A 13,233-nucleotide genomic window follows, 5' to 3' on the forward strand; every position below is an offset into this window, starting at 1 on the left:
TTACGGAGTCAGCGCTGGGGCGGTATTTCCCAGACCAATTTTCAGGCGGTTTATCCAGCCTGCAAGCCCGGCACCGACCAGTAATCTCAGGGCCTCCTGTTCGCTAAAACCCTGCTCATACAAAGGTTGAAGCTGGGCTGCGCTGAATCTGTCCGGCGCGCGGGTTATTAACTGCACGGCCTGGATGATCGCCTTTTCGCGAGGATGGTTATGGCTCCAGGCGTTAAGCGCGCGCTCGCCGTTACGCATCGCATCCGGCAGGCCAGCATCTCCCTGCCAGGACGCTACCGCATCGCTAAAACAGGCCGCGCTGCCGTTAATTCTCGCCGTGAGCATAATAACCAGCAGCGCGTCATTAGACAGCTGTGAGGTGGCCTGCCAGAACAGGCGGGTTAGCTGACTGAGATAAGAGAGCGCCCGATCGTCATGGGCCAGCAGCCAGGCAATGTCGCGCAGCGTGCGCAGCGGCTGGCTGATGCTTAACGCTTCCAGCTGCTCCGGGCGAGCGTATCGCATCTCAACGGGCGCCAGCCCCGGCTGCCAGCTAGCCGAATGCGGCGTAAACAGCTCGGGTTCTGCGTCCTGCTGCCCGTTAATACCCGGCAACCAGCGAGCGGGCAGGCCCTGCTGAGCCTGCCAGACGGCGATGGCGCGCGCCTGGAAGCCAACAAAGCCGATAATCTGGGTAAATGAGACGATATCGTCCACGGAGAGACCACACTCTTCCAGTTGGGCGAGCGCGGCGTCGTCGATAAGCGTCGGCTGGCTGGCAAGCTGGCGGGCAAACTGGGTGATTTGGGTCAGGCGGCGGTTACTTTCACGAGAGGAATCCGGGCCGGGCTGTGGTGCCAGGCGAGCGGCGTAGTGGTTACAAAGTCGCTGTACGCCGTAAACCTGCGCGACGGTCAGCGCCGTGCTCAGGCGGTCATAGCTGCTGAGAGTATGCAGGCGCGTGACGTGGATGCTGTCCGGGAGCAGCACGTCGGAAGCGGCTCGGGCTGCATCGAGCCACGGGGCTTCGACAATCAGATGCGCTTCAGAGAGCGTTAAATCAAGCAGAAAGCGGTCTTCAACCTGCGCCGCTTCGGGAACTAAAGGCAGCACATCCGCCGGGCACAGACTGGACTGGGTTTCATGATACCAGTGGCTTTTACCAGAAAAGCGGCGTTGTTCCATGGTCGTTCCTTGGTCAAAAAGTTTGCAGACCCGGATACAACGTGGATGCCGGGCCTGGTTCGCTGTTTTATCCTGGCGCAAGCACGGGAGGTGACAAAAGAATGATCGGTGATAATAAATATCGGAAAGGTATAACTAATTAGGAGAAAGGCGGGAAATACAGAGTGAAATAGCGAAACGGGCCGTAGCCCGCTTCACTCTGAAGCTGAAATTAGTCTTTCAGTTCCAGCTCGTTCATGGCAGCGATGCTGAAGCCGCCGTCAACGTGAACCACTTCACCGGAGATACCGGCAGACAGGTCGGAACACAGGAAGGCTGCGGAGTTACCCACGTCTTCGGTGGTTACGGTACGGCGAATTGGGGTAACCGCTTCGCAGTGGGCCAGCATTTTACGGAAATCTTTGATGCCGGAGGCAGCCAGAGTACGGATTGGGCCAGCGGAGATGGCGTTTACGCGCACGCCTTCTGGGCCCATAGCGTTAGCCATGTAGCGAACGTTAGCTTCCAGAGACGCTTTTGCCAGACCCATAACGTTGTAGTTAGGGATAGCACGCTCTGCGCCCAGGTAGGAAAGGGTCAGCAGGGCGGAGCCAGGGTTCAGCATTTCACGGCACACTTTAGCCATTGCCACGAAGCTGTAGGCGCTGATGTCGTGGGCAATTTTAAAGCCTTCGCGGGTCACGGCGTTCACATAGTCGCCATCCAGCTGGTCGGCTGGGGCGAAGCCGATGGAGTGAACGAAACCGTCAAATTTCGGCCAGCTTTTCGCCAGTTCGGTAAACAGCGCTTCGATGCTCTCATCTTCAGCCACGTCACATGGCAGCACGAGGCTTGAGCCCAGCTCTGCAGCAAAACCTTCCACACGGCCTTTCAGCTTTTCGTTCTGGTAGGTGAAAGCCAGCTCGGCGCCTTCGCGATGCATCGCCTGTGCGATACCGTAGGCAATGGAGAGTTTACTGGCGACGCCAGTGATCAGAATGCGTTTACCGGTAAGAAAACCCATAGCTTTAATCCTTAATAGTCATTGTTGTTGCGGCCAGCAGGTGAAAAAACAAGCAGGCCGACGTTAAGACCGGGCGATTCTAACATGACTCCCACGCAAGCGTTAATCCGACCACTTTTCCGTTAGGAAAAGTGCGAATTAACGATCCCTGCGCCAGGCGTCAGCGGTTAAAGCCTCGCCGAAGTGGCTGTTAATCAGCCGCTTAGTCAGTTCATGCAGCGGGGAGGCCAGCACGTCAGCCGTACTGCCGCGCTCCACCACTTCGCCTTCGTGCATCACCATCACCTGGTCGCTGATGTGCTTCATCATGCCAATGTGTTGGGTCACGTAAATATAAGAGATACCTTGTTTTTCCTGCAGCTCAAGCATCAGGTTAATCAGCTGTGAGCGCATGGACATATCCAGCGAGGCCAGCGCTTCGTCGGCAATAATCACCTTCGGCCTCAGAATCAGCGCGCGGGCGAGGCCCAGACGCTGTTTTTGCCCCGGAGCGAGCATATGCGGATAGTAGCTGGCGTGATCCGGCAACAGGCCGACCATACGCAGCGTCTCCAGAATGCGTTTCTGGCGCAGCTCAGACTCAAGCTCGGTATTCAGCCGCAGCGGGAAGTCCAGAATCTGCGAGATGCGCTGGCGCGGGTTCAGCGAGGTGCTCGGATCCTGAAATATCATGCGGATCCGCTGGCTGCGCCAGGAGTAGTCGCCGAAGTGAAGAGGGTGATCGTCAATCATCAGCTCGCCGGTGGTAGGTTCAATCATCCCCGCCAGCATTTTCGCCAGCGTAGACTTACCCGACCCGTTTTCGCCGATAATGGCGAGCGTTTGCTTCTCGCGCAGCGTAAAGTTAAGCGGCTTGACCGCCTCGACGTGCTGGCGGCGGAACAGGCCGGTACGGTAGCGAAACGTCTTACTTAAATTGCGAACTTCCAGCAGCGTTTCGACCATTACTGACTCTCCATATTCAGCGGGAAGTGGCAGGCATACAGGTGGTTCTTAGCCCCTTCAAGCCTTGGCGCTTCAATGCATTTTCGCTGGGCGTAAGGGCAGCGGGGGCCAAGACGGCAGCCCATTGGCAGCTGTTCCAGCAAAGGAATGGCCCCCGGCATGGTATTTAACCGGCTCTTGTGCGGCATCGGGCTACCAAAATCAGGAATAGCGCGGATGAGTGCCTGGGTATACGGATGATGAGGCACGGTTACCAGCTCTTCGCTGGTGGCGCTCTCCACGGTTTGCCCGCAGTACATAACGTTAATTTTATCCGCCCAATGGCTCAGCATCTGCAGGTCGTGGCTAATCAGCAGGATCGTGGTGTTGTTATTCTGGTTCAGCCGGGTCAACAGGCGGAAGATTTGCGATTGCGTCGTCGGCTCCATGGCGTTAGTCGGCTCGTCGGCAATCAGCAGGCGCGGCTGGTTTGCCAGCGCAATGGCAATCATCACCTTCTGGCATTCGCCTTCCGTCAGCTCGTACGGGTAGCTGCTCATGGCGTCTTTATGATCTTTAATTCCCACGCGGTGCAGCAGTTCGATAGCGCGGCGTTTTCGCCAGCCAAAGCGCTGCCACCAGCGGCCTTTGTAGGTCCAGCCGGGGATGTTCTGGGTCAGCTGACGGCCAATCCTTTCTGAAGGATCCAGGCAAGACTGTGGCTCCTGGAAAATCATCGACACGTTATGGCCGACGAGGCGGCGGCGTTCGCGTGGGGAGAGCCGCAGCAGGTCAATATCATCAAAGCGCATGCGGTCGGCGGTCACGCGCCAGTTATCTTTGGTTACGCCGCAGATAGCCTTGGCGATGAGGCTTTTCCCCGAGCCGGACTCGCCGACCAGGCCGCGAATTTCCCCTTCGGCAAGCGTCATGCTGATGCGGTCGACGGCCTTTACCCAGCCTTCAGACGTCATAAATTCGATGGTCAGATTGCGGATATCAAGTAACGGCATTATTGCACCCCCGCATTAATCGCGCGGCGCAGGCCGTCGCCAAGCAGGTTAACCAGCAGCACGCTTATCATGATGGCGGCACCCGGCAGCATAACCGTCCACGGCGCAACGTAAATCAGCTCCAGGGCGTCGCCCAGCATCGCGCCCCATTCCGGAGAAGGCAGCTGCGCGCCAAGATCGAGAAAGCCCAGCGCGGCAATATCCAGAATAGCCATAGACAGCGCGCGCGTGGTTTCGGTGACCAGCGTGGCGGTGATATTAGGCATGACGGCAAACCACAGAATATTCAGCGTAGAGGCGCCGTCAAGGCGGGCGGCAACCACGTACTCTTTTTCCAGCTCGTCGTGGACCGCGCTGTACACCGAGCGCACCATGCGGGGCAGCAGCGCCAGCCAGACGGCAAACATCGCGTGGCTCAGATGCGGGCCGGCAAAAGCCACAACAATAATCGCCAGCAGCAGGGAAGGAATAGAAAGCAACGTATCAAGGATATGGTTCAGCACCGCCGAACGCAGGCCGTGGCTTGAGCCGGCGATAACGCCGAGCACGATGCCGCAGACTGTCGCCGCAAGGGTAACGACAAACGCGCCTCCTACCGTTGGTGCAGCGCCGCTCAGCAGACGGCTCAGCACGTCACGGCCGAGATCGTCGGTACCGAGGAAGAACGACACCTCGCCGTAGCGGGACCAGGACGGCGGCAGAAGCTGATAGCCCAGGAACTGCTGATCAATCTGATAAGGGGCAAAAAGGCTGCCAAACAGGCACAGTATCGCCAGGCCGCCGCAGCCGTAGAGACCAATCATCGCGGTGGTGTCGCCATAAAATTTCCGCCACGTCAGGCGCAGCGTGCTTGGCGGCCGCTTTTCGCGGTAGACGCTATCGTAAGGCATACCATTCCTTATGCTTCAGTGGGTTGGCCATAGCGCCCAAAATATCGGAAATCACGTTAACGATAATCACCAGCGAGCCAATGACCATCACCCCGGCGGAAATAGCCATATAGTCCTGCTGGCGAATGGCGTTGATCAGCCAGCGGCCAAGGCCCGGCCAGCTGAAGACCACTTCGGTGATCATCGCCAGCGTCAGCATGGTTGAAAACTGCAGGCCCAGACGTGGGATCACCGGCGGCAGCGCGTTATGCAGCACGTGGCGATGCAAAATGGTAAAGCGCGAAAGCCCACGCGTGGCGGCCGCTTTGACATAGTTCTGATCGAACACTTCGATGGTGCTGATACGCATCAGGCGAATGACTTCGGTGGTCGGGGCGACGGCGAGCGCGGCTACCGGCAACACCATATGACGCAGGGCACTGACGATCATTTCGCTACGGTAAGGGGAATCAGAGAGCCACGCATCCACCAGCGCAAACCCGGTGACGGACTTCACCTCGTAAAGTAAATCAAAGCGGCCGGACACGGGGAACCAGCCCAGCGTCAGCGAGAAGAACAGCGTCAGCAGCAGCGCCAGCCAGAACACCGGAATCGAAAAGCCCACCAGCGCAAGGGCGCTGATCAGCTTATCCTGCCACTTATTGCGCATAATGCCCGCCAGCATGCCCACCGGAATGCCAATCAGCAGCGCCAGGCCAAAGGCCAGAATGCACAGCTCCATGGTTGCCGGGAATACATCGCGTAACTGTTCGTTGATCGACTGGCCGTTAATGCTGGACACGCCAAAGTCCCAGTGCAGCAGGCTTTCAAACCAGAACACCCAGGCGTTCCACATCGAGGCGCCCTGCAGCGGCGCGTGCGGGGTGAAATAGTTGAGGCTAAAGCCGACCACCGCCAGGAACAGCAGGGTGATCAGCAGCAGCAAAAGGCGGCGTAAAGTAAAGATGATCATTATTTTTTCACCTCAACATTTTCCCTGGACACGCCCGCAAACGAGGCGTTGCCGAACGGGCTCAGCACCAGGCCTTTCATATCATAGCGGTAGGCCTGTAGCCTTAACGAAGAGGCCAGCGGCAGCACCGGCAGCTCGGCAGAGAGAATATCCTGCGCTTCGTTATAGGCTTCAATTCGGGCGGAAAGCTGCTGGGAAGAAAGCGCTTTTTGCAGCACGCTGTCGAACTGCGGGTTACACCAGCGCGCATAGTTGGTTTGCGAGCCAATCGCCGCGCAGCTCAGCATCGGGCGGAAGAAACTGTCCGGGTCGTTACTGTCCGTTGCCCAGCCGGCAAGCGTCAGGTCGTGATTCATGTCCATCAGGCGCGCTTCCTGGAAGCGGCCTTCCATCGGCACGATGATCACCTTCACGCCAATCTGCGCCATATCGGCCTGAATAAGCTCGGCGGTTTTCAGCGGGCTTGGGTTCCAGGCCTGAGAGCTGGTGGGCACCCACAGGCGCAGCTCCAGGTTATTCACGCCCAGCGCTTTCAGCTGTTCGCGGGCCTTAGCCGGATTGTACTCGGTGATTTTTGCGTCGTTATCGTAGGCCCAGGAAGCGCGGGGCAGAATAGACGCCGCGGTTTCAGCGGTGCCGTAATAAATAGACTGCATCAGGCGCTGGTTATTGATCGCCAGCGCGAGGGCATGACGCACGGCCGGGTTATTCAGCGGCGGCTTATTGGTGTTAAACGCCAAATAGGCGATGTTCATGCCGGGGCGCAGCGTCAGGCGTAAACGCGGATCGTCACGCAGGATAGTCAACTGGCTTGCCGCAGGCCAGGCCAGCACGTCGCATTCGCCGGTCAGCAGCTTGGAAAGTCGCCCCGTGCCGCCGGAACCGAGGTCAACCACTACCTGCGGCATCAGCGGCACGCCGCGCCAGAAGTGCTGGTTACGGGCAAGGCGAATGTACTGCCCCGCGCGGTATTCGCTCAGCAGGAACGGGCCGGTGCCGACCGGCTGCCTGTCCATCAGTTCCTGACGATCGGCTTTGGTCAACTGCTCGGCATATTCGGCGGACATCACCGAGGCGTAATGCGTAGCCAGGTGCCAGAGGAAAGAGGCGTCCGGCTTATTGAGGCGGAATTCAACGGTATTGTCATCCAGCTTGCGAACGCTTTTCACCGTTTCCGGGAACTGGAGGCTGTCGAAATAGGGATAGCTGCCGCCGTTAACGTTATGCCACGGGTGGTTGCGGTCGAAAATACGCTCGAAGGTAAACACCACATCATCGGCATTCAGCGTGCGGCCGGGTTTAAACCATGCGGTGGTCTGGAACTGGACATTGCGGCGCAGGTGGAAACGATAGGTCGCGCCGTTATCCAGCACTTCCCAGCTTTCCGCCAGCTCAGGCACCAGGCGATAGGTATAAGGATCTACGTCCAGCAGGCGGTCGTAAAGCTGTGCCGCCAGCGTGTCGACGGTCAGGCCGCCGCTGGTCATCTGTGGGTTAAAGGTGTTGACCTGCCCGTTGACGCAATAAACGAACCCACTGCGGCGAATATCTGCCGGTTTTTCAGCGGGCGCTGCGGCATGTGCCGCGCCGCTCAGGCAGCATAAACCCAGTAACAGGGAGGAGAGCATTCCGCGCATAAGTTTTTGAGTTATCTCAGGTGATAGGCAAAGTGTATCGCACTCTTGCCTTCTCCCCAAAATTACTGGTGACGATCGGCAATTTTCTGCGCAGGACGATGAAAAAAACGCCGTTCAGTCGGGCGTTGGGCTGGTTAACTGATGCTTTTTCAGCATCGCACGTAGCTGATGATAACTCACGCCCAGCAGTTCTGCAGCCCGACGTTGGTTAAATACCGCCTGTTTCAGGCTTTGCTCCAGCAGGCTTTTCTCCTGCTCGTTTTGCCAGTTTCGCAGGTCGAGCGGCAGGGCGGGCAGCGCAGCATCGGTCTGCTTTTGCGCCGGGTAAAGCGGGGCGGGGCGGCGGGTAAAGGGATTGAGAATAATAGTGTCCAGCGCTTCATCGCTCGAACCGTGGCGATACACCGAGCGTTCGACCACGTTTTTCAGCTCGCGGATGTTGCCCGGCCAGCCATAGTTCAGCAGCGTCTCGCAGGCGCGATCGGTAAAGCCAGGGAACAGCTGTAGATTGAGTTCCCGGCACATTTGAATCGCAAAGTGATCCGCTAGCAGCAGGATATCAGAGCGCCGTTCGCGCAGGGGCGGCAGCATCACCACGTCAAACGCCAGCCTGTCGAGCAGGTCGGCGCGGAATTTCCCCTGTTCGGCCAGCTCCGGCAAATCGGCGTTGGTGGCGCAAACCAGCCGGGTATTAACCTGCAGCGGCTGGCTGCCGCCAACGCGCTCAAGTTCGCCGTACTCCACCACGCGCAGCAGCTTTTCCTGCACCAGCATCGGGGCCGTGGCCAGCTCATCAAGGAACAGGGTCCCGCCTTCCGCGCGTTCGAAACGCCCCTGATGACGCTTCTGCGCGCCGGTAAATGCGCCCGCTTCATGGCCAAACAGCTCGCTGTCGAGCAGGTTTTCGTTAAGCGCCGCACAGTTGAGGGAGATAAAAGGCCCTTGCCAGCGCTGTGACAGGAAGTGCAGGCGGTTGGCTATCAGCTCTTTACCTGTACCGCGCTCGCCGATAACCAGCACGGGTTTGTTCAGCGGCGCCAGGCGGGAAACCTGTTCCATGACCTCGAGGAAGCTGTTGGCTTCTCCGATCAGGCTATCCTTGTTTTCTGACATGGCTAAATTCCCTAATAGTTAGTTAATTTAACCACTATAGCGGTTTTTGTATTGACGTCAAATTCACGTGAATGCTGATAAATCAATGAATTAAAAAGTTGGCACGGATGCTGCAATATCTTTTGCGAGCAGAGTATCTGGCACCCGAAGAGAGTCAGGCACCTGAAATAATGACTTAAGAGGATTGAATAATGGGTATTTTTTCTCGTTTTGCCGACATCGTGAATGCGAACATCAACTCCCTGCTGGAGAAAGCGGAAGACCCGCAAAAGCTGGTGCGTCTGATGATTCAGGAAATGGAAGACACGCTGGTGGAAGTTCGCTCCACTTCAGCTCGCGCGCTGGCCGAGAAGAAACAGCTGAGCCGCCGCGTTGAACAAGCTACCGCGCAGCAGGCCGAATGGCAGGAAAAAGCCGAGCTGGCGCTGCGTAAAGAAAAAGAAGATCTGGCTCGTGCCGCGCTGATTGAAAAACAGAAGCTGACCGACCTGATTGTGACGCTGGAAAATGAAGTGGTTCACGTGGATGAAACCCTGGCGCGCATGAAGAAAGAAATTGGTGAGCTGGAAAACAAACTGAGCGAAACTCGTGCTCGCCAGCAGGCACTGACCCTGCGTCACCAGGCTGCGTCTTCTTCTCGCGACGTTCGCCGCCAGCTGGACAGCGGTAAACTGGACGAAGCCATGGCGCGTTTCGAATCTTTCGAACGCCGCATCGACCAGATGGAGTCCGAGGCGGAAAGCCACGGGTTTGGCAAACAGAAGTCGCTGGACACCCAGTTTGCCGAACTGAAAGCCGATGATGAAATCAGCGCCCAGATAGCTGCGCTGAAAGCTAAAATGAACCAGGATCGTCAATAATAATCCAGGCCGCGGTGCGCAGGGCGTACCGCGATTCAAGCCTGACCTGTAAGGAGTACACATGACCGCGCTTTTTCTTGCTATCCCGCTGACCATCTTTGTGCTGTTTGTGGCGCCGATTTGGCTGTGGCTTCACTACAGCAACCGTCCTAACGGGGAGCAGCTTTCACAGAGTGAACAGCAGCGCCTCGCCCAGTTGACCGATGAGGCGCGACAGATGCGGGAGCGTATTCAGTCTCTGGAACAGATCCTTGATGCAGAACACCCGAACTGGAGAAACAACTAATGGTGAATTCATTTTCCGGTCGTAAGCTGTGGCGCATCCCTGAAAAAGGGATGGTGAAAGGCGTTTGCGCGGGCATTGCTCAGTATCTTGATGTCCCGGTAAAGCTGGTCCGCGCGATTGCCATTTTGTCGATATTCTTTGGCCTGTCGTTTTTTGTGCTGGTGGCCTACATCGTGATGACCTTTGTCCTCGATCCGATGCCCCAAGGCGCAGATGAAAAAAACGCCCAGCCCACCAGCCGTGATTTGCTGAACGAGGTGGATGCGGAGCTGGCAGCGGGTGAACAACGTTTGCGTTCTATGGAACGTTACATCACCTCTGACACCTTTACGCTTCGCAGCCGTTTCCGTCAGCTTTAAAAACAACCCTCACCCTAACCCTCTCCCTGAGGGCGAGGGGATAAACAGGTTTTCTCCCTCTCCTGGGAGGAGAGGGCCGGGGTGAGGGCGCCCAGGTTCAATGCCCACCGCACACCGCAATTAACCACTTTTGGAGAGACAATGACTACATTCCATACCGTCAGTCAGAAAGCCAAACCAGGCCTGAAACTCGCCGGTAAGCTGGCTCTGCTTGCCGCCCTGCGATTCGGCCCGGCCGGTTTTGCCGCGTGGGCAATAAAATCCGTTGCCCGTCGCCCGCTTAAAATGGTGCTGGCCGTGGTGCTGGAGCCGTTGCTGACCCGCATCCTGCGTAACGTCTCCGATCGTTACGACCGCCGTATGGCAAAATAACCCTCCTGCAACGGTAAGAATTCTCGCCATAACGCTTTGATTCGTGGCATTTCGCCCCATTTGATATTATCAATGAAGGTATTTCCCGAAACGGAAGGCAATCAGGACGCTTATGAACCGAATCAAAAACGAACTTAACGCCCTGGTGAACCGGGGCGTCGATCGTCATTTACGCCTGGCGGTGACCGGGCTGAGCCGCAGCGGTAAAACGGCGTTTATCACCGCGATGGTCAACCAGCTGCTGGGTATTCATACCGGCGCACGGCTGCCGATGCTTAGCGCCGCGCGCGAAGAGCGACTGCTGGGCGTTAAGCGCGTTCCCCAGCGTGATCTGGGCATTCAACGCTTCACCTATGATGAAGGTATGGCGCAGCTTTTCGGCACGCCTCCGGCCTGGCCGACGCCGACTCGCGGCGTGAGCGAAATGCGCCTGGCGCTGCGCTACCGTTCCAACGACTCGCTGCTGCGCCACTTCAAAGACACTTCAACGCTGTACCTGGAAATCGTGGATTATCCGGGCGAGTGGCTGCTCGACCTGCCCATGTTAGCGCAGGATTACCTCAGCTGGTCGCGACAGATGACCGGCCTGCTGCAGGGGCAGCGCGCCGAATGGTCTGCCCAATGGCGTCGTCTTTGTGAAGGGCTGGATCCTCTTGCACCCGCGGATGAAAACCGCCTCGCCGCTATCTCTGAGGCGTGGACCGACTACCTGATGCGCTGCAAAAAAGAAGGGCTGCACTTTATTCAGCCGGGGCGTTTTGTCCTGCCCGGAGATATGGCCGGAGCTCCGGCCCTGCAGTTCTTCCCGTGGCCGGACGTCGACGATTACGGCGAGTCGAAACTTGCGCAGGCGGATAAAAACAGCAACATCGGTATGCTGCGTGCGCGCTTTGATTACTACTGTGAAAAAGTGGTGAAAGGGTTCTATAAGAATCACTTCCTGCGCTTCGACCGCCAGATCGTGCTGGTGGACTGCCTGCAGCCGCTCAACAGCGGGCCGCAGGCGTTTAACGACATGCGGCTGGCGTTAACCCAGCTAATGCAAAGCTTCCATTACGGGCAGCGCACGCTGTTCCGCCGCCTGTTTTCACCGGTTATCGATAAGCTGCTGTTTGCCGCGACCAAAGCCGATCACGTTACTGTCGATCAGCATGCCAACATGGTCTCTCTGCTGCAGCAGCTGGTGCAGGACGCCTGGCAAAATGCGGCCTTCGAAGGTATCACTATGGACTGCATGGGGCTGGCTTCGGTTCAGGCCACGCAGAGCGGCATGGTTGAAGTTCAGGGCGAGCAAATTCCGGCGCTGCGCGGCAACCGCCTTAGCGATGGTGAACCGCTGACGGTCTATCCGGGTGAAGTCCCTTCGCGCCTGCCCGGCAATGCTTTCTGGCAGAACCAGGGCTTTCAGTTTGAACAATTCCGCCCGCAGGTGATGGACGTTGACCGTCCGCTGCCGCACATTCGAATGGACGCGGCGCTGGAATTCCTGATTGGAGATAAATTGCGATGAGCGATCCTATTAAACCGCGCATCGATTTTGCGCAGCCGCTGGAGGCGGACAAAGAGCAGGACTGGAAAGCGGCTCATGCGTTCAGTGAACCAGAGGCTCAAAAGTTTACGCCGGTCGTGACCAGCCCTGAAACGCTTGCCGAAGAAGAAGGGCAGGCTGAGGCGGTTATTGACGCTGCGCTGAGGCCGAAACGCAGCCTGTGGCGTAAAATGGTCACCGCCGGGCTGGCGCTGTTTGGCGTTAGCGTCGTCGCGCAGGGCGTGCAGTGGACCCACAACGCTTTTGTTAATCAAGACTGGATAGCGCTCGGCGGCGGCATAGCCGGTGGGCTTATCGTTGCGGCCGGCGTCGGCTCCATTGCCGGCGAATGGCGGCGTTTATGGCGTTTACGCCAGCGCGCAGAGGAGCGCGACGAGGCCCGCGAGCTGCTTGCCAGCCACGGAACCGGGAAAGGGCGAGCGTTCTGCGAAAAATTAGCCAGCCAGGCCGGGCTGGATAAAGGCCATCCGGCGCTGCAGCGCTGGTACGCCTCCATTCACGAAACCCATAACGACCGGGAGGTTGTGGCGCTCTACGCCCAGCTGGTTCAGCCGATGCTGGACGCGCAGGCCAGACGTGAAATCAGCCGCTCGGCCGCCGAATCCACGCTGATGATCGCCGTCAGCCCGCTGGCGCTGGTGGACATGGCGTTTATCGCCTGGCGAAACCTGCGCCTGATTAACCGCATTGCCACGCTGTACGGCATCGAGCTGGGCTACTTTAGCCGTATTCGCCTGTTCCGCCTGGTATTGCTGAATATCGCTTTTGCCGGGGCCAGCGAGCTGGTGCGTGAAGTCGGTATGGACTGGATGTCGCAGGATATCGCCGCCCGGCTTTCGGCTCGTGCCGCGCAGGGCATAGGCGCCGGGTTGCTGACCGCGCGTTTGGGGATCAAGGCCATGGAACTGTGCCGTCCGCTGCCGTGGCTGGAGGGTGACAAACCCCGGCTGGGCGATTTCCGCAAACAGCTTCTGGTCCAGCTCAAAGAAACCCTGGCTTCCGGGAAAAACAAACCGGCCAGCTGAGTCCGTGCTATTGACGAAAGGGCAGCTCCGGCTGCCTTTTGTCGTTTACAGCCCCGGAAGAATTTCGCGCTTGT

Annotated in this window: 14 protein-coding genes; 6 read left to right on the forward strand and 8 right to left on the reverse strand. The window is 57.9% G+C overall.

Features of this window, described 5'->3' with window-relative positions; genetic code table 11:
* The 8 genes from JT31_RS00210 to pspF all read right to left on the reverse strand — a co-directional run bounded on the left by JT31_RS00210 (position 1) and on the right by pspF (position 8,708).
* Entirely contained in the window at positions 1-1,176 is a 1,176-nt protein-coding gene (locus JT31_RS00210) for a CMD domain-containing protein (RefSeq protein WP_038471968.1), read from the reverse strand.
* A gap of 211 nt (positions 1,177-1,387) precedes the next feature.
* Positions 1,388-2,179 (reverse strand): enoyl-ACP reductase FabI, encoded by a 792-nt coding sequence (fabI, locus tag JT31_RS00215; RefSeq protein ID WP_038471970.1) that lies wholly within the window; start codon positions 2,177-2,179, stop codon positions 1,388-1,390.
* A 138-nt stretch (positions 2,180-2,317) separates the two neighbouring features.
* Positions 2,318-3,124, reverse strand: coding sequence for a putrescine export ABC transporter ATP-binding protein SapF (gene sapF, locus JT31_RS00220; protein WP_038471973.1), 807 nt, complete (start codon positions 3,122-3,124; stop codon positions 2,318-2,320).
* Positions 3,124-4,116, reverse strand: a complete 993-nt coding sequence (gene sapD, locus JT31_RS00225; protein ID WP_038471976.1) for a putrescine export ABC transporter ATP-binding protein SapD — start codon at positions 4,114-4,116, stop codon at positions 3,124-3,126. Before sapD ends, sapF begins: the two co-directional genes overlap by 1 nt.
* Positions 4,116-5,006 carry a putrescine export ABC transporter permease SapC gene (gene sapC, locus JT31_RS00230; RefSeq protein WP_038471979.1) on the reverse strand — a complete coding sequence of 297 codons (891 nt, stop codon included), beginning with the start codon at positions 5,004-5,006 and terminating at the stop codon, positions 4,116-4,118. The genes sapD and sapC overlap by 1 nt, the downstream gene beginning before the upstream one ends.
* Positions 4,993-5,958, reverse strand: a complete 966-nt coding sequence (sapB, locus tag JT31_RS00235) for a putrescine export ABC transporter permease SapB (RefSeq protein WP_038471982.1) — start codon at positions 5,956-5,958, stop codon at positions 4,993-4,995. Before sapB ends, sapC begins: the two co-directional genes overlap by 14 nt.
* On the reverse strand, positions 5,958-7,595 hold the full coding sequence (gene sapA / locus JT31_RS00240; protein ID WP_038471985.1) for an ABC transporter substrate-binding protein SapA: 1,638 nt from the start codon (positions 7,593-7,595) through the stop codon (positions 5,958-5,960). The genes sapB and sapA overlap by 1 nt, the downstream gene beginning before the upstream one ends.
* 114 nt (positions 7,596-7,709) lie before the next feature.
* Entirely contained in the window at positions 7,710-8,708 is a 999-nt protein-coding gene (gene pspF, locus JT31_RS00245) for a phage shock protein operon transcriptional activator (RefSeq protein WP_038471988.1), read from the reverse strand.
* A 191-nt stretch (positions 8,709-8,899) separates the two neighbouring features.
* On the opposite strand from pspF, the gene pspA reads away from it, so the two are divergent.
* The 6 genes from pspA (at position 8,900) to JT31_RS00275 (ending at position 13,159) form a co-directional block, all read left to right on the forward strand.
* Positions 8,900-9,568 carry a phage shock protein PspA gene (gene pspA / locus JT31_RS00250; protein ID WP_038471992.1) on the forward strand — a complete coding sequence of 223 codons (669 nt, stop codon included), beginning with the start codon at positions 8,900-8,902 and terminating at the stop codon, positions 9,566-9,568.
* 61 nt (positions 9,569-9,629) lie between these two features.
* On the forward strand, positions 9,630-9,854 hold the full coding sequence (gene pspB / locus JT31_RS00255) for an envelope stress response membrane protein PspB (RefSeq protein ID WP_038471995.1): 225 nt from the start codon (positions 9,630-9,632) through the stop codon (positions 9,852-9,854).
* Positions 9,854-10,213 (forward strand): envelope stress response membrane protein PspC, encoded by a 360-nt coding sequence (gene pspC, locus JT31_RS00260; protein ID WP_038471998.1) that lies wholly within the window; start codon positions 9,854-9,856, stop codon positions 10,211-10,213. Before pspB ends, pspC begins: the two co-directional genes overlap by 1 nt.
* A 141-nt stretch (positions 10,214-10,354) precedes the next feature.
* A complete protein-coding gene (pspD, locus tag JT31_RS00265) occupies positions 10,355-10,585 on the forward strand; it encodes a phage shock protein PspD (protein ID WP_038472001.1) in 231 nt (76 codons plus the stop codon).
* Positions 10,586-10,697: 112 nt separating this feature from the next.
* A complete protein-coding gene (locus JT31_RS00270) occupies positions 10,698-12,095 on the forward strand; it encodes a YcjX family protein (protein ID WP_038472004.1) in 1,398 nt (465 codons plus the stop codon).
* The gene (locus JT31_RS00275; protein ID WP_038472007.1) at positions 12,092-13,159 is read left to right on the forward strand and encodes a YcjF family protein; all 1,068 of its coding nucleotides are present in this window, start codon (positions 12,092-12,094) and stop codon (positions 13,157-13,159) included. Before JT31_RS00270 ends, JT31_RS00275 begins: the two co-directional genes overlap by 4 nt.
* The last annotated feature ends 74 nt before the right edge of the window (positions 13,160-13,233 follow it).

The organism is Cedecea neteri, assembly GCF_000757825.1.
GTDB classification, from domain to species: Bacteria; Pseudomonadota; Gammaproteobacteria; order Enterobacterales; family Enterobacteriaceae; genus Cedecea; species Cedecea selenatireducens.

What these genes read in the sequence shown, in the direction of transcription:
- JT31_RS00275 (WP_038472007.1), top strand. Translation starts at nt 12,092, where the DNA reads ATGAGCGATCCTATTAAACCGCGCATCGATTTTGCGCAGCCGCTGGAG.
- sapF (WP_038471973.1), bottom strand. Translation starts at nt 3,124, where the DNA reads ATGGTCGAAACGCTGCTGGAAGTTCGCAATTTAAGTAAGACGTTTCGC.
- sapC (WP_038471979.1), bottom strand. Translation starts at nt 5,006, where the DNA reads ATGCCTTACGATAGCGTCTACCGCGAAAAGCGGCCGCCAAGCACGCTG.
- pspA (WP_038471992.1), top strand. Translation starts at nt 8,900, where the DNA reads ATGGGTATTTTTTCTCGTTTTGCCGACATCGTGAATGCGAACATCAAC.
- sapB (WP_038471982.1), bottom strand. Translation starts at nt 5,958, where the DNA reads ATGATCATCTTTACTTTACGCCGCCTTTTGCTGCTGCTGATCACCCTG.
- sapA (WP_038471985.1), bottom strand. Translation starts at nt 7,595, where the DNA reads ATGCGCGGAATGCTCTCCTCCCTGTTACTGGGTTTATGCTGCCTGAGC.
- sapD (WP_038471976.1), bottom strand. Translation starts at nt 4,116, where the DNA reads ATGCCGTTACTTGATATCCGCAATCTGACCATCGAATTTATGACGTCT.
- pspC (WP_038471998.1), top strand. Translation starts at nt 9,854, where the DNA reads ATGGTGAATTCATTTTCCGGTCGTAAGCTGTGGCGCATCCCTGAAAAA.
- fabI (WP_038471970.1), bottom strand. Translation starts at nt 2,179, where the DNA reads ATGGGTTTTCTTACCGGTAAACGCATTCTGATCACTGGCGTCGCCAGT.
- pspB (WP_038471995.1), top strand. Translation starts at nt 9,630, where the DNA reads ATGACCGCGCTTTTTCTTGCTATCCCGCTGACCATCTTTGTGCTGTTT.
- JT31_RS00210 (WP_038471968.1), bottom strand. Translation starts at nt 1,176, where the DNA reads ATGGAACAACGCCGCTTTTCTGGTAAAAGCCACTGGTATCATGAAACC.
- pspD (WP_038472001.1), top strand. Translation starts at nt 10,355, where the DNA reads ATGACTACATTCCATACCGTCAGTCAGAAAGCCAAACCAGGCCTGAAA.
- JT31_RS00270 (WP_038472004.1), top strand. Translation starts at nt 10,698, where the DNA reads ATGAACCGAATCAAAAACGAACTTAACGCCCTGGTGAACCGGGGCGTC.
- pspF (WP_038471988.1), bottom strand. Translation starts at nt 8,708, where the DNA reads ATGTCAGAAAACAAGGATAGCCTGATCGGAGAAGCCAACAGCTTCCTC.